The sequence below is a fragment of the Streptomyces sp. NPDC059002 genome (assembly GCF_042740435.1).
GTDB lineage: Bacteria > Actinomycetota > Actinomycetes > Streptomycetales > Streptomycetaceae > Streptomyces.
This window is the reverse complement of record NZ_JBHYJI010000050.1, coordinates 51,269-71,595: the sequence shown is the minus strand read 5'-3', so window position 1 is coordinate 71,595 and position 20,327 is coordinate 51,269. Positions and strand designations below refer to the sequence as shown.

Sequence of the window (20,327 nt, the reverse complement as noted above, 5' to 3'; positions counted from 1 at the left end):
CGACTGCGGCTTTTTCGTGGTTGCTCGCGCAGTTCCCCGCGCCCCTTACGGGGCTCTCAGCCGAGGTCGTGCATCCAGCCGTGGACGTCCTGCGTCGTACCCCGCTGAATGTCAAGAAGGGCCTCACGCAGCTTCAGCGTGACGTCACCCGGCTTGCCCTCGCTCTGGACCCACTCGCCGGAGGCGCACTTGACCGTGCCGACGGGGGTGATGACCGCGGCGGTGCCGCAGGCGAAGACCTCGGTGAGGGTGCCGTTGGCGGAGTCGGTCTTCCACTGGTCGATGGAGACGCGGCCCTCCTCCGACTCGTAGCCGAGGTCACGGGCGACCGTGAGGAGGGAGTCACGGGTGACACCGGCGAGCAGGGAGCCGGTCAGGGACGGCGTGATGATCTTGTTGCCGTACACGAAGTACAGGTTCATGCCGCCCAGTTCCTCGACCCACTTGTGCTCGACCGCGTCGAGGTAGGCCACCTGGTCGCAGCCCTTGGCCGCGGCCTCGGCCTGCGCGAGCAGCGAAGCGGCGTAGTTGCCGCCGGTCTTGGCGTCGCCCATGCCGCCGGGGACTGCGCGCACGCGGTCCTCGGAGAGCCAGATGGAGACGGGCTTGACGCCACCGGGGAAGTAGGCGCCCGCGGGCGAGGCGATGACGATGAAGAGGTACTCGTTGGCGGGCTTCACGCCCAGGCCGACCTCGGTCGCGATCATGAAGGGCCGCAGGTAGAGGGACTCCTCGCCGCCGTGCGCGGGCACCCAGTCCTTGTCCTGCGTGACCAGCGCGTCGCACGCCTCGATGAACGTCTCGACGGGCAGCTCGGGCATGGCGAGGCGGCGGGCGGACGCCTGGAAGCGGCGGGCGTTGGCGTCGGGGCGGAAGGAGGCCACCGAGCCGTCGGGCTGGCGGTAGGCCTTGAGGCCCTCGAAGATCTCCTGGGCGTAGTGCAGGACGTTGGTGGCCGGGTCGATGGAGAGCGGGCCGTACGGCACGAGCTGGCCGTCGTGCCAGCCGCGGCCTTCCGTCCACTTGATCGTCACCATGTGGTCGGTGAAGTGCCGGCCGAATCCCGGGTTGGCCAGGATCGCCTCGCGCTCCGCGGCAGCCAGCGGGGTCGAGGATGGCTTGAGCTCGATGGTCGGCGTCGTCGTCATGAGTACTACGTCCTTCACGGTGTGATGGTGACGGACCGCGCTCACGCCCGTCCGTCCGGCACCGGGTCGATACCGGCCGGTACTGGGACGTCCGAGCTTCCCTGTCTTTCACGGCCCCACGTTCGATTATCGCTCGCGGGGTCCCGAGGAAGAAACGGCATGAATGCGGCCCGGGGGTCGATGGTGACACCCGGGGGCCGCATACGAGAAGCCGCCGGGTGCCTTTCCGGGCCCGGCGGCTTCTGTGCGATGACGAGCTGCCGGGCGTCAGCCCGCTACTCGTGCGGCGAGCGCGTCGCCGATCTGTTCGGTGCTGCGGACCGTGTCCCCGCGCTCGGCGAGGTCGGCGGAGACGGCGGCCTCGATGCGGGCGGCCTCGGACTCGTGGCCGAGGTGGCGCAGCAGGAGGGCGACGGACAGGACGGTGGCCGTCGGGTCGGCCTTGCCCTGGCCCGCGATGTCCGGCGCCGAGCCGTGCACGGGCTCGAACATCGAGGGGAACTCGCGGCCCGGGTTGATGTTTCCGGAGGCCGCGACGCCGATGCCGCCGGAGACGGCCGCGGCGAGGTCGGTGATGATGTCGCCGAAGAGGTTGTCGGTGACGATCACGTCGAACCGCGCGGGGTCGGTGACGAGGAAGATCGTCGCCGCGTCCACGTGCAGATAGTCGGTGGTGACCTCGGGGAACTCCTTGGCCACCTTGGTGAAGATGTTGGTCCAGAGGTGACCGGCGTACGCGAGGACGTTGTTCTTGTGGACCAGCGTCAGCTTCTTGCGCGGGCGGGCCTGCGCGCGGGCGAAGGCGTCGCGGACCACGCGCTCCACGCCGTAGGCGGTGTTGACGGAGACCTCGGTGGCGACCTCGTGCTCGGTGCCCTGGCGAATGGTGCCGCCATTGCCCGTGTAGGGGCCCTCGGTTCCCTCGCGTACGACGACGAAGTCGATCTCGGGCTGGCCCTTGAGGGGGGTGGCGACGCCGGGGAGCAGCTTCGAGGGCCGCAGGTTGACGTGGTGGTCGAAGAGGAAGCGGAGCTTCAGCAGGAAGCCGCGCTCCAGGACGCCGGACGGCACCGAGGGGTCGCCGATCGCGCCGAGGAGGATCGCGTCGTGCTGCTTGAGGGCCTCGACGTCGGCATCGGTGAGGGTCTCACCGGTCGCGTGGTACCGCTTCGCGCCGAAGTCGAATTCCTTGGTCTCCAGCTTCACATCCTGCGGGAGGACGACGCCGAGGACCTTGAGCCCCTGGGCCACGACCTCAGGGCCGATGCCGTCTCCGGGGATGACTGCGAGATTGAGGATGCGAGAGCTTGCCGACATGCGGGCGAGCCTACTCTTCGTCCCAGGGGATGACACACACTGTCCGGCATGCGGACGCTCCTGGTCACCCGGTACGCACGCCACCACTTGGCCACCTCTTCTTCACCCGTAGGTCTGGCGGGAGTTGGGCGCCGCTGGGAACTTCTCCGGACATGGACACCCCCGATGTCGGCATCCCGGAACAGCTCGCGGGCCGGTTGAGCATGCCGGAGCAGCACGCGTATCTGCGCGGGAAGTTCTCCCGCCGCAGGGTGCTCGCCGGCGCGTTCGCCACGGCGGGGGCGGTGGGCGGCGCGGGCCTGCTCGCGGGCTGCTCGGGCGGCGCCCCTTCCGCCCCCGCCCCCTCGGCCGCCCGGTCCGCGCCGGTGCGCGTGGACGGCTCGCTCGTGGCGCCCTTCGGACGGCATCTCGCGTTCGGGGCCGACCCGCGGACGCAGATGCGGATCTCCTGGCAGGTGCCGCTCGCCGTCAAGTCCCCTTATGTACGGGTGGGGTTGAAGCCCTGGGAGCTCGGCGAGAAGATCGCGGCGGAGGTGCGCGACCTGCACACCCCCGCGCTCTCCAAGAAGCTGCCGGCCGTCGAGCAGTACTACCTGCACGCGGCGCTCGACGGGCTGCGGCCCGGCACGACGTACTACTACGGCGTCGGCCACGACGGCTTCGACCCGGCGTCGCCCGAGCGCCTGGCCACGCTCGGGTCCTTCCGCACGGCCCCGGCCCGGCCGGAGACGTTCGTCTTCACGGCCTTCGGCGACCAGGGCGTCGGCCCGCACGCGCTCGCCAACGACCAGCTGATCCTGGGCCAGAACCCGTCCTTCCATCTGCACGCGGGCGACCTCTGCTACGCCGACACCACCGGGCACGGCAAGGAGTCGGACACGTACGACGCGCGGGTGTGGGACACCTTCCTCGCGCAGACGGAGTCCGTGGCGCGGTCCGTCCCGTGGATGGTGACGACCGGCAACCACGACATGGAGGCGTGGTACTCGCCGAACGGCTACGGGGGCCAGTCGGCCCGCTGGTCACTGCCCGGCAACGGCTTCGACCCGAAGGCCGCGCCCGGCGTCTACTCCTTCCGGTACGGCAACGTCGGCGTCGTCGCCCTCGACGCCAACGACGTCTCGTACGAGATCCCCGCCAACCGGGGCCACTCGGAAGGACGGCAGACCGCCTGGCTCGACCGACGCCTGCGCGCGCTGCGCGCGGACGATTCCGTGGACTTCATCGTGGTCTTCTTCCACCACTGCGCGTACTCGACGTCGACGCACGCCTCGGACGGCGGGGTGCGCGACGCGTGGCTGCCGCTGTTCACCGAGCACCAGGTGGACCTGGTGATCAACGGCCACAACCACGTCTACGAACGCACGGACGCGATCAGGGGCGGCGAGGTCGGCAGGCCCGTGCCGGTCGGCGCGTCGACCGATCCGACGCGCGACGGCATCGTGTACGTCACCGCGGGCGGCGCGGGCAAGGACCTCTACGGGTTCGGGCCCGGTGTCGAGGACAGCCACGAGGGCAACGTCCACGACCGCGACCACATCACGACCTTCCACTGGACGAAGTCCCGCGACGCGAACCCGGACACCGTGGAGTGGTCGCGGGTGCGCTACACCGGCTTCTCGTTCCTCGCGGTGGAGGTGACGGCCGGTGCGCACCCGAGGCTCTCGGTCTCCGCGTTCGCCGGGACCGGCGAACGCGTCGACCACTTCGATGTGGTGCGGGGCGGGTAGCCGCGCGGTGGCTCAGTGGCCGGTCTCGCCGCCGTTGTCCCTGCGGTCGAGGGCCCTCTGGAGGGCCGCGGCGGCGTTCTTGCGCTCGGAATCGCTCGTACGGGAGATGTGACGGACTCGGCGGACGGTCGTCTCGGCCATGGGAGATCCACTCCTTGAAGGAAAAAAGGAAGGGTGTATTCGAGACGCCGGAAAGGGCGGAGAGCCGCGGAGCGGCAGGGTTCGCCTGCATGGGGCTCCGGCTCACGACCGCCATTCGCTTGATCGAGCGAGACGTTCGGCTCCTACAAAGCTAAGCGAGGACGGAGCGTCTGTCTCCACAATTACTCGGACTTCCTACTATCTGAGACGGTGATCACCGGATCGGCGCTCCACCACCGCCCTGAGCTCGCGGATGAGAGCCCGCACCGCTAGGGACCTGGCCAGCTCAGGGGTGGTGACATAGCCCACGGAGCGGGTCGGGCGGTCCGCGCCGAGATCGGTGATCCGCACGGAGTCCGGCGCCCCGGTCAGCGAGAGCCCCGGCATGATCGCCATGCCGTGCCCCGCACCCACCATCGAGAGCACCGCCCCGTCGTCCTCGGTCAGGACGGTCGCCTTGGGGATCCAGTCCTGGCGGGACCACCACTGCCGGGTGTACGAGCCGCAGTTCTCGTGCCAGTCGATCAGCGGAAGCGAGCGGGGGTCCGGGTGGCCCGCCGGATGCACGAGGGAGTAGGGCTCCTCCATGAGGACGTCGCCGATGAGCCCCGCGGGCACCGGCGAGGTGCCGCCGATCGTCGCGATGCCCACGTCCGCACGGCCGTCGGCGACCTCGCCCGCCGTGCCCGCGCCCAGCTCCCGCACGACACGCACCTCGGGGGCGAGGCCCGGATGGCGGGCGGTCAGGCGTTCCAGGGCGGCGGGCAGCAGATGCAGGGCGACACTGCGGAACGCGGCGATGCGCAGCTGCCCCTCGGCGACATCACCGGCACCGCTCCCGGCGCCGCGGGCCTCCACGACCAGCGCGTCGAGCAGCCGCAGCACCCGCCGCGCATGCGCGACCGCGACGCCGCCCGCCGCGGTCGGCACGGCCCCCTTCCGCCCCCGCTCGAAGAGCACGGCGCCGACCTTGCGCTCCGTGCCGCGGACCGAGTGGGACACGGCGGACTGCGTCACGCCGAGCGCCTGCGCGGCGGCGGAGAACCCGCGCTCGCGCTCCACGGCGACGAGGATGCGCAGCTCGTGGGGTGCGAGGTCGCCGGGCAGTGCCGCGCTGCCGGTGGACTTCATCGGGTCGGCGGGTCCGACGCGAGCGGTCATGGGGGCCTGCCTGGGGCTATGAGGAGTCTTCATGGACGGGGGCGTTCCATGAGCGCAACCCTCTGCCCGGCGTCCGCATTCCTGCCTACGGTCACGGACATGACCGAGACCGCGCTCACCGTGCACCAGACCGCCCGCCCCCACGGCTTCCCGACCGCCGACCACTTCTCCTTCGTGGAGTCCGCACTGCCCGTGCCCGCGCCGGGCACCGCTCTGGTCGAGAACCTGTACTGGTCCGTCGACCCCTACCACCGCGAAATGATGGACGGCGACTTCGCGCTCGACGCCCCGCTGGAGGGCCGCTCCATCGGCCGCGTCGTCGAGTCGCGCGACCCGGCGCTCACCGAGGGCGAGATCGTCTTCCACCGGCAGGGCTGGCGCACCCACTCCGTGGTCACCCCGGCCGAGGTGCGCCGCCTCCCGCGCTTCGACGGCGTGCCCCTCTCCGCGTATCTGAGCATCCTCGGCGGCACCGGCCTGACCGCCTACGTCGGCCTCACCCGCATCGCCGAACTCCGCGAGGGACAGGACCTGTTCGTCTCCGCGGCGGCGGGCGGCGTCGGCACGGCGACCGGGCGGCTCGCCCGCCTCATGGGCGCGGGACGGCTCGTCGGCAGCGCGGGCTCGGCGGCGAAGGCGGCGTATCTGACCGAACACGTCGGCTACGACGAGGTCTTCGACTACCACGCGGGCCCCACCGCCGACCTCCTCGCCAAGGCCGCGCCCGACGGCATCGACCTGTACGTCGACAACGTCGGCGGCGAGCACCTGGAGGCGGCGATCTCCTCGCTGCGCGAGCGCGGCCGCGTCGTGCGGATCGGCACGATCGCGCAGTACAACGCCACGGGGGCGCCGTACGCGCTGCGCAATCTGCCCGACATCGTCGAGAAGAGCCTGCGCGTGGAGGGCTTCCTCGTGCGCGACTACCCGCATCTCCAGGAGGAGTTGTACGAGTTCGTGGTGCCGCATCTGCAGAGCGGGCGGATCCACCTCGACGAGACGGTGGTGGACGGCTTCGACCGGATCGTGGACGCGTTCCTGGGGATGCTGCGGGGCGAGAACAGGGGGAAGATGATCGTTCGCGCGGCTGTCGAGGCCTGAGCGCTTCCGCGGGACCGTCCGTCTAAGCGGCCTTGTGGAAGTCCGGTGCGGTCGGGTGCGCCCCGAAGGGGCGCGGGGAACTGCGCGACCGGCCACGACGCACCCGCAGATGGGGACCGCACTTCCCGCGGAGCGCTTAGTACACGTCGCCGTCCCGCCAGTCGATGAGCAGCTCATGGGCCGGATCCAGGTCCGCGCCCCACAGCAGCGGCGGGTCCTCGTCCGGCATGTGGAGCACGCCGTCGGGACCGAGGGTGCCGACCGCGCCCTTCCATTCCTGCCAGCCGCGCGCGAGGTAGAGCCGCTGGCCCTCGTCGGACGCGGAGAGCGCCCCCAAGTCGTACGCCCGGTCGATGATCCGCTCCAGGGAGCCCATCACCTGGCCGCCGAGACCCTGCCGCTGCCGGTCGGGGCGGACGGCGACCGCCTCGACGTAACCGATGCGCAGCGAGCGGCCGTTGTGCAGGATCCTGCGCTGGATCACGGAGCCGTGCGCGACGAGGGCGCCGGACGCGTCGCGCACCAGGGCGTGCATGCCGCCGAGGCCGTGCTCCCAGTCGTGGTCGCTGAAGTCGCCGTCGAAGGCGGCGTCCAGCAGGCGGCGGGCGTCGAGGAGGTCGTCCTGGGTCAGTTCGCTGGTGTGGGCGGTACGCGGGGTGGTCACGCGCCCACCGTACTCAGGCCCCATTTGAGTACGCACCCCGATTTGGCCCCGGCCGCCGGGCGGCAGAGTCGGACCCATGAACGGCCTCTACGCTCTCAAGCCCTGGTACGCGGACAAGTTGTCCGGCGCGCGGGCCGCGCTGGTCCGTCGCGAGGTGTCGCCCGACACCCTCACGGCGGCGGGCGTGGTGTGCGCGGCGGGCGCGGCCGCCGCGCTCGCCTGGCTGCCCGCGCCGCTCGCCGCGCTGCCGGTGGCGGTGCTGCTCGCCGCGCGCCTGGCCTTCGCCAACCTCGACGGCGCGCTGGCCCGCGACACCGGCCGCACCACCCGCAGGGGCGCCCTCCTCAATGAACTCGGCGACCGCGCCGCGGACTTGATCGTCCTGGCCGGTTTCCTCGCCGTCGCCCCGCTGTGGCTGGTGGCGACGGCGGGCCTCGCGGCGACGCTGCCGTCCTGGGTGTCCCTCGCGGGCGCCGCGGCGGGCGCGGGCCGGCTGAACGGCGGCCCGGTCGGCAAGACGGAGCGCTGCGCCCTCGTCGTGGTGGCGGCGGCGTCGGGCTGGGCGGTGCCGGTGCTCGCGGTGGTCGCGGCCGGGTCGGCGCTGACGGCGGGGGTCCGACTGGTCCGTCTGTGGGGCGAGTTGGGCACGGCGGCCCCGGGTGACGTGCGGGGTGCGCGATGAGCGCGGTGTTCGTGGCCGGGGAGGCCGCGGGGCGGGCCGTGCCCGTGGTGGCGGGGGTGCTCGGCGCGGGCGGTGTGGCCGTCGCCGCGCTGCCCTCGCGGGTACGGATGCGGGCCGAGCTGCGCAAGCGCTGGCGGACCTGGGCGCTCGCGGCACCGCTCTTCCTCGGGGCGTTCTTCCTGGGCACGGCGGGGGCGTTCGCCCTCGCGGCCGCGCTCGGCGTGGTCGCCGTCGGCGAGTACGCGCGCATGGCCGCGCTGCCCCGGGGCGAGCAGGCGGTCCTCGCCGCCGCGGCCGTGGCGCTGCCCGCCCTCGCGTGGGCCGCACCCGACGCCCTCGACCTGCGGACGGCGGGCGTGCTCCTGATCGCCGCCGCGGCGGTGGCGCTGCTCTCCGGAGACACCTCGACGGGCTTCACGCGCGCGTGCCGCACGGTCTTCGGCCTCCTGTGGATCCCTGTCTCCCTCAGCGGCCTCGTCCTGCTCGGCGACACGGCGGTGGCGGTGGGCGTCGCCGTGGCGTTCGGCGACGTGGGCGCGTGGTGCGGCGGCACCGCACTCGGCCGCAAGGGGCCGCTGTCCCGTGCCCTGTCCCCGCTCTCACCGAACAAGACATGGGCGGGCGTCGTCGGCGGCGCGGCCGCAACGGCCGCCGCGCTGACGGCAGTCGACGCGTTCTCGCCCCTCCTGTGGGCGGCGGTCCTCGTGGGCTGCGTCGCCGGTGACCTCCTGGAGTCGATGGTCAAGCGCGAGGCGGGCGTCAAGGACGCAGGCACCTGGCTCCCGGGCTTCGGCGGCCTCCTCGACCGCATCGACTCACTCCTCGTGGCGCTGCTTCTGACGATGGTGGTGACGCTGTGAACATGCTGAAGGAGCGTCTGGGGCGGGCAGATTCAGCCCGTCGAGGGGGCCCCTCCCTGCTCCTTAAGAGCTTGGGGGAGTTTGCGGACCGGGGTCCGGGGCGGAGCCCCGTGGCAGCGCCGCTACGACGAGCCCTGTGGTGGACCCTGCTCACCCTCACCGGAGGCGTAGAGCGCCGAGGCCGCCTCCCCCGCAGCGGCTGCGTCGTCGTGGCCAACCACTCCTCCCACGCCGACACCGCGGCCCTGCTCGCCGCGCTGGACGCCCGGCACTCCCCCGCGATCGGCGCGGCCGCCGACTACTGGTTCGCGTCGCCGTGGCGCAGGCGGATCTGCAGCCGCCTGGCCGCGGGCTTCCCGGTCCGCCGCACCGGGGGCGGCATGGCCGATCTCCTGGAGCGGGCGGACGACCTGCGCGCGGGCCGTGCGGTGGTGCTCTTCCCCGAGGGCACCCGCGCGCGGGCGGGCGAGCTCGGCTCGTTCCACCGGGGCGCCCTCGTCCTCGCGGAGCGGGCGGGCGTGCCGGTGGTCCCGGTGGGCATCGCGGGCACGGACCGGCTGCTGCCCAAGCACGGCAGGCTCCGTCCCGCGCTCGTGCGGGTCACCATCGGCGAGCCGCTGCCCGCGTCGGCCACGCCCGAGGAGGCGCGTGACGCGGTGGTCGCGCTGCATCGTCGTACGACCGAAGAGCCCCTCAGGGACTCGGCCGTGCGCAGGCGGACCGCCGCGGTGGTCGGCTCGCGGTGGGGGCTCGCGCTCGCCTTCGTGTGGGCGTGCGCGGAGGCGCTGAGCTGGCCGCTGATGCCCGAGCTGTTCCTCGCCGTGGCGTGCGTGGCGGTGCCGCGCCGGGCCCTGAAGCTGTCGCTCGCGGCGCTCGCGGGAAGCCTCGCGGGCGGTCTCCTCGCCCTCCAACTAGCGGCTTCCGGCGTGCAGTTGCCGCAGCCCCTGACGACGGACCGGATGCGCGCCGAGGCGCGCAACGAGCTGTCCGTCGAGTCCGCGGCGGCCATCCGGCACCAGCCGTGGAACGGCATCCCCTTCAAGGTGTACGCGCGGGAGGCGGGCCGCGCCGATGTCGCACCGTCCGACTGGCTGGCCCGCTCGGCGCTCTCGCGCGGTTCCCGCACCCTCACCGTGGGCCTCGCCTTCGGCGCCCTCGGGTTCCTCGCGCACCGGCTGCGGCGGTTCTACGGGCGGTATCTGGCGCTGCTGTGCGGCGGGTTCGCGGTCGGGCTCTCGCTGATCGTCGCGGGGTGGAGCTGAACCGGCCACCCGTACCGCGGGATTGGTCTGCACCATGGCGCGGAGACCGTCTTCCGCCGCAGAATCTGACGTATGTCTGAGACTGAAGAGCAGCGCGCATGGACCCCCATCCACGGCGAGCCCTACCACTCCGTCCCGTACCGCCCGCAGCGCATGCCCGCGGCCGAATCCCTCGCGCATTCCGCGGAGTTGCGCGACCGGATGCGGGAGCGCCGCACGGTGCGGCAGTTCGCGTCCGACCCGGTGCCCGCGCAGGTGGTGCGGGACGCCATCGCGTGCGCGGCGACCGCGCCGTCCGGCGCGCACCAGCAGCCGTGGACGTTCGTCCTGGTCCAGGATCCCGACATCCGCCGCCGCATCCGCGAGGCCGCCGAGCACGAGGAGCGGATCTCGTACGACGGCCGCCTCGGCGAGGAGTGGCTCGCCGCGCTGCGCCCGCTCGGCACGGACGAGGTGAAGCCGCATCTGACGGACGCGCCCGCGCTGATCGTCGTCTTCCAACAGCGGTACTGGCTGGGCGACGACGGCACCAAGCACAAGCATTACTACGTCGACGAGTCGGTCGGCATCGCGGTCGGGATGCTGCTGTCCGCGCTGCACCTGTCGGGCCTCGCCGCGCTGATCCACACGCCGAGCCCGATGCGCTTCCTCTCGGAGGTGCTCGGCCGGCCGGAGAACGAGAAGGCGTTCGCGGTGATCCCCGTGGGCTATCCGGCCGCCGACTGCGAGGTCCCCGATCTCGTACGGAAATCGCTCGGTCAGGTGCTCGTGGAGGTCTGAGCCGCCGACACCAACTCCCGCTCCAGGAAAGGGTAGTCGGTGTATCCCTCCGCGCCGTTCGTGTAGAGGTGGGCCGCGTCGATCTCCTGGAGGGGCGCGCCCACCGCGAGGCGTGCGGGCAGGTCGGGGTTGGAGATGAACGCCCGCCCGTACGAGACGAGGTCGGCGAGGCCGGACGCGAGGACGGCCTCGCCCGCCTCGCGCGTCGTCGGGTCGCCGTTCTCGCCGACGTTGCCGATGAGCAGGCCGTGCCAGTGCGGGCGCAGGTCGGCGAGGGCGGGGTAGGCGTCGTTGTCGGTGAGGTGGAGGTAGGCGAGCCCGAGGCCGTCGATCTCGTCGAGCAGCGCGCGGTAGACGGGGCCGGGGTCGGCCTCCACCATGCCGAACTGCGGGTTGCCCGGCGAGAGTCGCAGGCCGAGCCGCTCGGCTCCGACGGCGTCGGCGACCGCGCGGACCACCTCGACGGCGAAGCGGATGCGGTCGGCGATCGAGCCTCTGCCGTACGCGTCGTCGCGCAGATTGGTGTTGTCGGCGAGGAACTGGTGGATCAAGTAGCTGTTGGCGCCGTGCAGTTCGACCCCGTCGAAGCCCGCGTCAAGGGCGTTGCGGGCGGCGTCCACGAAGTCCTGGACGGCGGTGCGGATGTCGTCGACGCTCATCGCGCGCGGGGCGACGTAGTCGGGCTTGGCGCCGTCCGGGCCGTGCGCGTGTCCCGGCGGGGTCACGGCCGAGGGCGCGAGCGGCAGGTCGCCGTCGATGCGGGCCAGCGGGTGGCCGTTGCGGCCGCCGTGCATCAACTGCGCGTAGATGCGGCCCCCCGCGGCGTGCACGGCGTCGGTCACCCGCCGCCAGCCCTCGATGTGCGCGGCGGTCTGCAGCCCGGGGAAGCGCCAGCCGCTCTGGCCCCGGCTGCTGGGCCAGATGCCCTCGGTGACGATGAGTCCGGCGCTCGCACGCTGGGCGTAGTGGTCGGCGACGACCGGCAGCGGGGTGCCGTCGTCCGCGGCGCGGGCGCGGGTCATGGGGGCCATGACGATGCGGTTGGGGAGGAGGCCGAGGGGGCCTGCGGAATACGGGGTGAGAAGCTCGGTGTTCGTCATGCCGGAACGGTAGAAGCTGACACCGGTGTCAGATTCAAGTGCGGATGCGAGCACGAGGGAGCGCGGAACATGAGGATCGGCGAGCTGGCGAAGCGTACCGCTGTGAGCGAACGGTCCCTGCGCTACTACGAGAAGCAGGGCCTGCTGTACGCGGAGCGCACGCCGGGCGGGCACCGCGACTACCCGGAGTCCGCGGTCGACCGGGTCGTCCACATCCAGGAACTGTTCGCCGCGGGCCTGTGCAGCACGAAGATCGTCCAACTCCTGCCGTGCATGCGGGACAAGGACGGCGGCCCCTCCGAGCGGGCGACGCCGTGGCTGGTGGACGAGCTGACGGAGGAGCGGGCCAGGATCGACCGCCAGGTCGAGGATCTGCTGCGGGCCCGCGGGGTCCTCGACGAGGTCATCACGGCGGCGTCGGGAGCGGCGCCCGCACGGTGACCATCGCGCCCCTCACGCCCTGACTGTTGGACGCGTCACCCCTCGGCCCCGCGCGGCGCGGCTCCCCGTACCGTCCCCGGACCCCCTTGTACGGTCCGGATCATGACGACACGCCTTTCCCGCAGGTCCCTGCTCACCGCGGCCGCCGCCACCCCCGTACTGATCGCGGCGTCGGGAAGTACGGCCCTCGCGAGCGGCACCGTCCGCACTCCCGTACCCGCACCGGCGCTCGTACCCGCGCCGGGCAGGAGCGCGGCCCACGCGCACCGGCAGCTGCGCGCGTTCGAAGCGGCCTACCCGGGCCGCATCGGCGTGCACGCCCTGCACACCGGCACCGGGGCCACCATCGGCTACCGCGCCGACGAACGCTTCGCCCTCGCCTCGACGTTCAAGGTCCTCGCCGCCGGCGCCGTCCTGCGCAGGGCCCGCGAGGAGGAACCCGGACTCCTCGACACCCTGATCCGCTACCGCCGCGAAGACCTCGTGACGTACTCGCCGATCACCGAGCGGCACGTCGAAACCGGCATGACCGTACGGCAGTTGTGCGACGCGGCCATGCGGTACAGCGACAACACCGCGGCCAATCTGCTGCTGCGCAGGCTCGGCGGCCCTTCCGCGGTCACCGCCTTCGCGCGCTCGCTCGGCGACTCCGTCACCCGTCTGGACCGCTGGGAGACCGACCTCAACACCAATCTGCCGGGCGACCCGCGCGACACCACGACTCCGGCGGCCTTCACCGCCGATCTGCACGCCCTCGCCCTGGGCGACGCCCTCGCGCCGCGCGACCGGGCGCAGTTGACCCGGTGGCTGCTCGGCAACACCACCGGCGACAAGCGGATCAAGGCCGGCCTGCCGCGCGGCTGGCGGGTCGGCGACAAGACGGGGTCCCCCGAGTACGGCGGCGTCAACGACGTCGCCGTCGCCTGGCCGCCGCAGGGCGCCCCGCTGATCATCTCCGTCTACACGACGCGCTTCGACCCCGACCTGCCCGGCGAGGACCGCATCGCCGCGGACATCTCGCGCGTCGTGGCCGACGCGCTGGTCTGACCCACGCAGGCCCCCGCACACGACACCGCCTCCGACCGGGGTGGGGCCCAGGTCGGAGGCGGGGTTCAGGGAGGGCCGCCGTGGCGGCCCGGGGGGCGTCAGCCCATGTGCGGGTAGCCGTACTCGGTCGGCGGGACCAGCGTCTCCTTGATGGCGCGGGTCAGCGTCCACCGCTGCAGGTTCTGCGGGGCACCGGCCTTGTCGTTGGTGCCGGAGGCGCGGCCGCCGCCGAAGGGCTGCTGGCCGACGACGGCGCCGGTCGACTTGTCGTTGATGTAGAAGTTGCCCGCGGCGTAGCGGAGCTTCTCCATCGTGTACGCGGCGGCGGCGCGGTCGTTGGAAATGACCGAGCCGGTGAGCGCGTAGTCCGACGCCGACTCCATCTGGGTCAGCATGTCGTCGTACTTGTCGTCCTCGTAGACGTGCACGGCGAGGAACGGGCCGAAGTACTCGGTCTTGAAGACCTCGTTCTCCGGGTCGGCGCACTCGACGACGGTCGGGCGCACGAAGTAGCCGACCGAGTCGTCGTAGGTGCCGCCCGCGACGATCGTGCAGGAGTCGTCGGCCTTGGCGCGGTCGATGGCCGCCTTGTTCTTGGCGAACGCGCGGTCGTCGATGACGGCGCCGATGAAGTTCGACAGGTCGGTGACGTCACCCATCTTGATGCCGTCGACCTCGGCCGCGAACTCCTCCTTGAAGCCGGAGTTCCAGATGGAGGCCGGGATGTAGGCGCGCGAGGTCGCCGAGCACTTCTGGCCCTGGAACTCGAAGGAGCCGCGGGTCAGCGCGGTCTTCAGGATCGCGCGGTCCGCGGACGGGTGCGCGACGACGAAGTCCTTGCCGCCCGTCTCGCCGACGAGGCGCGGGTAGGTGCGGTACTTCGCGATGTTCTCGCCGACCGTCTTCCACAGGTGCTGGAAGGTCGGGGTCGAGCCGGTGAAGTGGATGCCGGCCAGGTCGCGGTGGTGCAGGGCGACCTCGGAGACCGCGATGCCGTCACCGGTGACGAGGTTGATGACGCCCTTGGGCAGACCGGCCTCCTCCAGGAGCTGCATGAGCAGCACGGCGGCGTGGGTCTGCGTCGGGGACGGCTTCCACACGACCACGTTGCCCATCAGGGCCGGGGCGGTGGGCAGGTTGCCCGCGATGGCCGTGAAGTTGAACGGCGTGATCGCGTAGACGAAGCCCTCGAGCGGGCGGTGGTCCAGACGGTTCCAGACGCCGGTGGAGTTCGCCGGGGGCTGCTCGGCGAGCAGGTCACGGGCGTACTTCACGTTGAAGCGCCAGAAGTCGACGAGCTCGCACGGGGTGTCGATCTCGGCCTGCTGGGCGGTCTTCGACTGGCCGAGCATCGTGGAGGCGGCCAGCGTCTCGCGCCACGTCGTGGAGAGCAGCTCGGCGGCGCGCAGGATGATCGCGGCACGGTCGTCGAAGGACATCGCACGCCACGCCGGGGCGGCGGCGAGGGCGGCGTCGATCGCGTCCTGGGCGTCCTGCTGCGTGGCGCCGCGGCCGGTGCCGATGACGGCCTTGTGGTTGTGCGGCTGCACGACCTGGAAGGGCTCGCCGCCACCGAGGCGCTTGACGCCGCCGATGGTCATCGGCAGCTCGATGGGGTTCTCGGAGAGCTCCTTGAGCTTGCTCTCCAGACGGGCGCGCTCCGGGGAGCCGGGGGCGTAGCCGTGGACCGGCTCGTTGACCGGGGCGGGGACCTGGGTCACAGCGTCCATGAGTTCTTTGGCTCCTTTGTGCGGGGGCTTTGTACGGGTCGGGCGGCTCAGCCCTTGGTGAGGATGGAGCGGGCGAAGAAGAGGAGGTTCGCCGGCTTCTCCGCGAGACGGCGCATGAAGTAGCCGTACCAGTCGGTGCCGTAGGCGGTGTAGACACGCATGCGGTGCCCCTCGGCGGCGAGCCGCAGGTGCTCGTCGCTGCGGATGCCGTACAGCATCTGGAATTCGTACTCGTCCAGCTTGCGCCCCGCGCGCCGCGCGAGCTCCTGCGCGATGGAGATCAGGCGCGGGTCGTGGGACCCGATCATCGGGTACCCGGAACCCTCCATGAGGATGCGCAGGATCCGGACGTACGCCTTGTCGGTCTCCGCCTTGTCCTGGTACGCGACCTCGGCGGGCTCCTTGTAGGCGCCCTTCACGATGCGGACGCGGCTGCCGTTCTCGGCCAGGCGGCGGGCGTCGGCCTCGGTGCGGAAGAGGTAGGCCTGGATGACGCAGCCGGTCTGCGGGAAGTCCTTCCGCAGCTCCTCGTGGATGGCGAACATCGAGTCGAGGGTGGTGTGGTCCTCGGCGTCCAGGGTGACCGTGGTGCCGATGGCGGCGGCGGCCTCGACGACCGGACGGACATTGGCGAGGGCCAGCTCGTGGCCGCCCTCGAGCGCCTGGCCGAACATGGACAGCTTCACGGACATCTCGGCCTTGGTGCCGAGGCCGAGGTCCTTCAGGCGCTCGATGAGCTCCAGGTACGCGTCGCGCGCGGCGTACGACTGCTCGACGGTGGTGATGTCCTCGCCCACCACGTCCAGCGTGACCTCAAGGCCCTTGTCGGCGGCGTCCACGATGATCGGGACGACCTGGTCGACGGTCTCACCGGCGATGAACCGGGCGACGACCTGCTTGGTGCCGGGGGCCGCCGAGACGAAACGGCGCATCTGGTCGCTGCGCGACGCGGCGAGGATCACGGGACCCAGCACGGGGCACCTCCACGGGTGTACGAAAGCGGGTGCCCTACCGGCATAGCCCTGCATAAGGGGTATGCGGCGGTACGGCACGGAGAACCACCGTGAAATTTAAGGATCCCTCCGATCCTGGGCCATCGACAGCTGTCACGCATCCGTGCCCTGGATCTCAGACAGATGTCTGAAGGAACGGACGGGCTGCGCGAGAATGGTCGCGTGAAGGGCGATTACCAAGAACTGGTCGACGAGATCTCGGCGCTGCTCGGCGCCCCCGCGACCCTGGAGAACCGGGACTTCGAGCTGATCGCCTTCGGCGCGCACGACGGCGGGGGCGACAGCGGCTTCGACGCGACCGTCCTCGACCCGGTGCGCACCCGCTCGATCCTGACCCGCCGCTCCACCGCCGAGGTCCGCGCCTGGTTCGAGGGCTTCGGCATCACCCGCGCCACCGGCCCGGTCCGCATCCCGCCCACCCCGGAGGCCGGGGTCCACCGCGGCAGGATCTGCCTTCCCGTACGTCACAGGGGATTCGCCCTGGGGTACGTGTGGCTGCTCGACGACGACCCGGGCCCGAGCGCGCAGCAGCTGACCGCGGCCATGGAGGTGGCGGGCAGGATCGGCGCGCTGCTCGCCGACGAGGCGCAGGCGGGCGCGGACCTGACCCGGGAGTTCCGCGCGGTCCTGACCGCCGAGCGCGGCTGGCAGCGGGACATGGCGGTCGCCGCCCTGCGCACGGCACTCGGCGCCCGCGGCGACGGCCTGCACGCCGTGGTGTGCGTGGTCCCCTGGCTCTCCGCCGACCCGGACGGCGCCCCCGCGGCCCGCACGGTGCCCGGAGCCGCGGCGGTCTGCACGGTGCCGTGGGGCACCGCGGGCCAGTCCCTCGCGGCGCTCGTGCGGCTGCGCTCGGCCGATGTGCCGGCCCCCGCCCACACCGCGGCGGCCCGCCTCCTGGAGACCGCGCGGGACGCGGCCGCCGGGATCGCGGGCCCCCGGCACGGCCTGGAGGATCTCGGCACCGCCTGGTGGGAGGCGTCGGGCGCGGCCCGCGCCGCGCTCGCCGAGCGGCGCTTCGGACCGGTGGCGCAGTGGTCGGACGTGGGCCCCTACCGCCTTCTGACCGCCCTGCCCCCGGAGGCCGCGCACGACCCGGTGGGCCGGGAGCTGCTCGGCCCCGCGCACCGCGAACTGGCGCGCACCGCCGAGGTGTTCCTGGACTGCGCGGGCCAGGCGGGCCGCACGGCCGCGGAACTGGGCATCCACCGCCAGACCCTCTACTACCGGCTCTCCCGCGTCGAACAGCTCACCGGCCTCGACCTGGACGACGGCGAGGACCGGCTCCTGCTGCACATGGTCCTGAAGTCGTCACGACTGTAAAGACCCCGCAACGAACGATTACGGCCATGATCGCGGAGCGGTACGGTTCTCGGCGTCCGAACAACCATCCCCCCACTCGGGAGAACGAACACCTCATGAAGTTCAGGCTGTTGGCCCCCGCGGTCGCCTTCTCCGCCGTAGCGCTCGTCGGCACCACGCTCGCCACGGGCGGCACCGCCGTCGCCGCGTCGAAGCCCGACTGCTTGCGCGGCATCACCAATGTGCCCGCCAAGGAGACGGTCAAGCTCCGCACCCACGCCAAGACGAGCGCCACCGCGGTCGGCCAGTGGAACAAGGGCAAGAAGGGCTACCTCTGCCAGGACGGCGACTTCTTCAAGGGCGGCTCGTACAACCTGTGCGGCAAGAAGAGCAACAAGTGGCTCTACGCCAGGCCGTACGGCACCAACAAGGAGGGCTACGTCCCCGCCACCTGCATCAAGTGGTCATAACCACCGCAGACTTGAGGTCGGCCCGCAACCCGGGCCGGCCTCGCCCCCCACGGGGATCACCGACTCCCCACCGTTCTCAGGCAGTTGTGGCCGCCCGGCGCATCACGCGCCGCATTCCCTCGGTGAGCTGGTCGGCGGTGGTCGCCGAATCGGGGTCGAAGAGCCACTGGACCATCAGGCCGTTGAGCAGTGTGCTGTAGAGGCGCCCTTCAGTGTCGATCACATCGTCGGGGAGTTCGCTCTCCTCGATGCCGGTGAACAGTGCGGCGATGCCGCTGCGGCCCTCGCGCTGCGCCTTCGCGAGCAGTTCGCGCACCTGGGCGAGCCGCTCCCCCTGAGTGATGACCTCCAGGTTCAGCATCCAGATGGCGCGGAACTCGGGGAAGGTGCGGATGACGTTCGCCCACACCGCCCGGAAGCGCTCCAGATCGCCCGCATCGGCGCTCCCCGTGCCCGGCGGGACCTCGAAGACCTCACCCATCGGCTCGATGAGGCCGACGAACGCCTCCACGAGCAGTGCGTCCTTCGAGCCGTAGTGATAGCCGATGGACGCGAGATTCGTCCCCGACTCCTTCACGATCTCGCGGGCCGTCGTGCGGACGAAGCCCTTCTCCAGCAGGCAGCGCTTGGCACCTTCGAGCAGATCTTCACGGTGTCCCATGCGGTCACCCTACGCCCGGTCCATACGGGCGTCCCAGACCACCGTCTCACTCACTCGTCTCATTCAACCGTCTCACTCTACCGATCTATACGCCCGTACTAGACAGCTGTTTAAGACGTGCGTACAGTCCACGACATGCAGACGAACCCGCACGCCACCCGCAAGGAATGGACCGCCCTCGGCGTCCTGATGCTCCCGCTGCTCCTGGTCTCGATGGACGTCTCCGTCCTCTACTTCGCCATCCCGGAGATCAGCGCCGATCTGGCACCGAGCGGCACACAACAGCTGTGGATCTTCGACATCTACGCGTTCGTGCTCGCCGGACTGCTGATGACGATGGGCTCGCTCGGCGACCGCATCGGCCGCCGCAAACTGCTCCTCTTCGGCGCCACCGCCTTCGGCCTCGCCTCGCTCGCCGCCGCGTACGCCGAGAGCGCCGAGACCCTGATCGCCGCCCGCGCGGTCCTCGGCATCGGCGGCGCGACCCTGATGCCGTCCACACTGGCCCTGGTGCGCAACATGTTCCGGGACGCCGGACAGCGCGCCAAGGCGATCGGCATCTGGCAGGGCGTCCTGGTCGCGGGCATCGCGCTCGGCTCGGTGCTCAGCGGCGTCCTCGTCGAACACTTCTGGTGGGGCTCGGTGTTCCTGGTCAACCTGCCCGCGATGGTGCTGCTCCTGATCCTCGCCCCGGTCCTGATCCCGGAGTTCAAGGACCCGGCGCCCGGCCGCTTCGACCTGCTGAGCGTGCCGCTCTCGATGGCCGCCGTACTGCCGCTGGTCTGGGGCCTCAAGGAACTGCCCGCCGAGGGCGTCGAGCCCCAGTACCTCGCGTCCGTGGCCGTCGGCCTCGTCTTCGCCGCCCTGTTCGTCCACCGTCAGCGCACCGCCGCGTCGCCGATGATCTCGCCGGACCTGTTCCGCGGCCACGGCCGTGCCTTCGGCGCCGCCGTCTCCCTGAACCTCATCTCCTCGCTGGCGATGATGGGTTCGGCCTACTTCACCACCCAGTATCTGCAGTCCGTGCTCGGCAAGAGCGCCATGGAGGCCGCGCTGTGGGCGCTGCTCCCCTCCGTCCCGATCGGCCTCGCCGCACCCCTCGCCACCACGCTCGTGCAGCGCGGCATGAACCGCGCCCATGTCGTCGCCACCGGCTTCGCCATCTCCGCCTGCGGATACGGCCTGTTGGCGGTGACCGGCACCGACTCCCTGTGGCTCGTCCTCGCCGGTGCGGGCGTCCTGGCCTGCGGCGCGGTCGTCATCGGCTCACAGCTCACCGACCTCGCCCTCGGCGCCGCCCCCGCGGAGAAGGCGGGCACGGCCTCCTCGCTCCTGGAGACGGGCCAGGAGTTCGGCGGCGCGCTTGGCATGGCTCTGCTCGGCTCCATCGGCAACGCGGTCTACCACGCCGGAATCCCGGACTCCGCCCCCGCCGAGGCCCACGAGACCCTCGGCGGCGCGGTGGCCGTCGCCCACCGCCTGCCGACCGAAGCGGCCGACGACCTCCTGACCGCGGCCCGCGACGCCTTCACCGACGGCATGCATGTCGCGGCGCTGGCCGGAGCGGTGATCCTGCTCGCGGCGGCGGTCCTGGCCGCGGTGACGCTGCGGAAGGTACGGACGCAGACGCAACAAACGCCGGAGGGACTGGATCTCTCCAGCCCGTCCGGCGTTTGAGGACGCGCTCGGCATACATCCAGCCCGTCCGGCGTTTGAG

General features: G+C 71.8%; 20 protein-coding genes. 11 read left to right on the top strand and 9 right to left on the bottom strand.

Annotation, left to right across the window (positions count from 1 at the left end; all coding sequences use genetic code 11):
• Positions 1-56 precede the first annotated feature (56 nt).
• Positions 57-1,148 (bottom strand): branched-chain amino acid aminotransferase, encoded by a 1,092-nt coding sequence (locus ACFWZ2_RS33080; protein ID WP_384551996.1) that lies wholly within the window; start codon positions 1,146-1,148, stop codon positions 57-59.
• Between the two features lie 267 nt (positions 1,149-1,415).
• A complete protein-coding gene (locus tag ACFWZ2_RS33075) occupies positions 1,416-2,465 on the bottom strand; it encodes a 3-isopropylmalate dehydrogenase (protein ID WP_384551984.1) in 1,050 nt (349 codons plus the stop codon).
• Between the two features lie 152 nt (positions 2,466-2,617).
• Here ACFWZ2_RS33075 and ACFWZ2_RS33070 point away from each other — a divergent pair, with 152 nt between their 5' ends.
• Positions 2,618-4,195, top strand: coding sequence for a purple acid phosphatase family protein (locus ACFWZ2_RS33070; RefSeq protein ID WP_384551982.1), 1,578 nt, complete (start codon positions 2,618-2,620; stop codon positions 4,193-4,195).
• 12 nt (positions 4,196-4,207) lie between these two features.
• Here the strand turns inward: ACFWZ2_RS33070 and ACFWZ2_RS33065 are convergent, their stop codons facing one another.
• Complete coding sequence (locus ACFWZ2_RS33065; RefSeq protein ID WP_384551980.1) at positions 4,208-4,336, bottom strand: hypothetical protein; 129 nt, start codon at positions 4,334-4,336, stop codon at positions 4,208-4,210.
• A 198-nt stretch (positions 4,337-4,534) separates the two neighbouring features.
• A complete protein-coding gene (locus ACFWZ2_RS33060; protein WP_384551994.1) occupies positions 4,535-5,467 on the bottom strand; it encodes a LysR family transcriptional regulator in 933 nt (310 codons plus the stop codon).
• Positions 5,468-5,596: 129 nt separating this feature from the next.
• Between ACFWZ2_RS33060 and ACFWZ2_RS33055 the strand changes: the two genes are divergently transcribed.
• Positions 5,597-6,598 (top strand): NADP-dependent oxidoreductase, encoded by a 1,002-nt coding sequence (locus ACFWZ2_RS33055; RefSeq protein WP_384551978.1) that lies wholly within the window; start codon positions 5,597-5,599, stop codon positions 6,596-6,598.
• Positions 6,599-6,734: 136 nt separating this feature from the next.
• Here the strand turns inward: ACFWZ2_RS33055 and ACFWZ2_RS33050 are convergent, their stop codons facing one another.
• Complete coding sequence (locus tag ACFWZ2_RS33050; RefSeq protein ID WP_384551976.1) at positions 6,735-7,286, bottom strand: GNAT family N-acetyltransferase; 552 nt, start codon at positions 7,284-7,286, stop codon at positions 6,735-6,737.
• A 52-nt stretch (positions 7,287-7,338) separates the two neighbouring features.
• Between ACFWZ2_RS33050 and ACFWZ2_RS33045 the strand changes: the two genes are divergently transcribed.
• The 4 genes from ACFWZ2_RS33045 to ACFWZ2_RS33030 all read left to right on the top strand — a co-directional run bounded on the left by ACFWZ2_RS33045 (position 7,339) and on the right by ACFWZ2_RS33030 (position 10,846).
• Positions 7,339-7,944 carry a CDP-alcohol phosphatidyltransferase family protein gene (locus ACFWZ2_RS33045; protein WP_384551974.1) on the top strand — a complete coding sequence of 202 codons (606 nt, stop codon included), beginning with the start codon at positions 7,339-7,341 and terminating at the stop codon, positions 7,942-7,944.
• Positions 7,941-8,804, top strand: a complete 864-nt coding sequence (locus ACFWZ2_RS33040; protein WP_384551972.1) for a phosphatidate cytidylyltransferase — start codon at positions 7,941-7,943, stop codon at positions 8,802-8,804. The genes ACFWZ2_RS33045 and ACFWZ2_RS33040 overlap by 4 nt, the downstream gene beginning before the upstream one ends.
• A 110-nt stretch (positions 8,805-8,914) precedes the next feature.
• Complete coding sequence (locus tag ACFWZ2_RS33035; RefSeq protein WP_384551970.1) at positions 8,915-10,066, top strand: lysophospholipid acyltransferase family protein; 1,152 nt, start codon at positions 8,915-8,917, stop codon at positions 10,064-10,066.
• A gap of 72 nt (positions 10,067-10,138) precedes the next feature.
• A complete protein-coding gene (locus tag ACFWZ2_RS33030; protein WP_384551968.1) occupies positions 10,139-10,846 on the top strand; it encodes a nitroreductase family protein in 708 nt (235 codons plus the stop codon).
• On the opposite strand, the gene ACFWZ2_RS33025 is transcribed toward ACFWZ2_RS33030, so the two are convergent.
• Positions 10,825-11,946 carry an alkene reductase gene (locus tag ACFWZ2_RS33025; RefSeq protein WP_384551966.1) on the bottom strand — a complete coding sequence of 374 codons (1,122 nt, stop codon included), beginning with the start codon at positions 11,944-11,946 and terminating at the stop codon, positions 10,825-10,827. The genes ACFWZ2_RS33030 and ACFWZ2_RS33025 overlap by 22 nt on opposite strands.
• 69 nt (positions 11,947-12,015) lie before the next feature.
• Between ACFWZ2_RS33025 and ACFWZ2_RS33020 the strand changes: the two genes are divergently transcribed.
• Positions 12,016-12,387, top strand: coding sequence for a MerR family transcriptional regulator (locus ACFWZ2_RS33020; RefSeq protein WP_384551964.1), 372 nt, complete (start codon positions 12,016-12,018; stop codon positions 12,385-12,387).
• Between the two features lie 102 nt (positions 12,388-12,489).
• Positions 12,490-13,434 carry a class A beta-lactamase gene (bla, locus tag ACFWZ2_RS33015; protein ID WP_384551962.1) on the top strand — a complete coding sequence of 315 codons (945 nt, stop codon included), beginning with the start codon at positions 12,490-12,492 and terminating at the stop codon, positions 13,432-13,434.
• Positions 13,435-13,532: 98 nt separating this feature from the next.
• On the opposite strand, the gene pruA is transcribed toward bla, so the two are convergent.
• Together pruA and ACFWZ2_RS33005 are read right to left on the bottom strand one after the other, a co-directional pair.
• Positions 13,533-15,164, bottom strand: a complete 1,632-nt coding sequence (pruA, locus tag ACFWZ2_RS33010) for an L-glutamate gamma-semialdehyde dehydrogenase (RefSeq protein ID WP_384551960.1) — start codon at positions 15,162-15,164, stop codon at positions 13,533-13,535.
• Positions 15,165-15,211: 47 nt separating this feature from the next.
• Positions 15,212-16,138, bottom strand: a complete 927-nt coding sequence (locus tag ACFWZ2_RS33005; protein ID WP_384551958.1) for a proline dehydrogenase family protein — start codon at positions 16,136-16,138, stop codon at positions 15,212-15,214.
• Positions 16,139-16,300: 162 nt separating this feature from the next.
• Between ACFWZ2_RS33005 and ACFWZ2_RS33000 the strand changes: the two genes are divergently transcribed.
• Both ACFWZ2_RS33000 and ACFWZ2_RS32995 read left to right on the top strand, forming a co-directional pair.
• The gene (locus tag ACFWZ2_RS33000) at positions 16,301-17,500 is read left to right on the top strand and encodes a PucR family transcriptional regulator (protein WP_384551956.1); all 1,200 of its coding nucleotides are present in this window, start codon (positions 16,301-16,303) and stop codon (positions 17,498-17,500) included.
• A 95-nt stretch (positions 17,501-17,595) separates the two neighbouring features.
• A complete protein-coding gene (locus tag ACFWZ2_RS32995) occupies positions 17,596-17,949 on the top strand; it encodes a hypothetical protein (protein WP_384551954.1) in 354 nt (117 codons plus the stop codon).
• Between the two features lie 76 nt (positions 17,950-18,025).
• Here ACFWZ2_RS32995 and ACFWZ2_RS32990 read toward each other — a convergent pair whose 3' ends face one another.
• A complete protein-coding gene (locus ACFWZ2_RS32990; protein WP_384551952.1) occupies positions 18,026-18,610 on the bottom strand; it encodes a TetR/AcrR family transcriptional regulator in 585 nt (194 codons plus the stop codon).
• A 135-nt stretch (positions 18,611-18,745) separates the two neighbouring features.
• Here ACFWZ2_RS32990 and ACFWZ2_RS32985 point away from each other — a divergent pair, with 135 nt between their 5' ends.
• Entirely contained in the window at positions 18,746-20,287 is a 1,542-nt protein-coding gene (locus tag ACFWZ2_RS32985) for an MFS transporter (protein WP_384551950.1), read from the top strand.
• Positions 20,288-20,327: the final 40 nt, after the last annotated feature.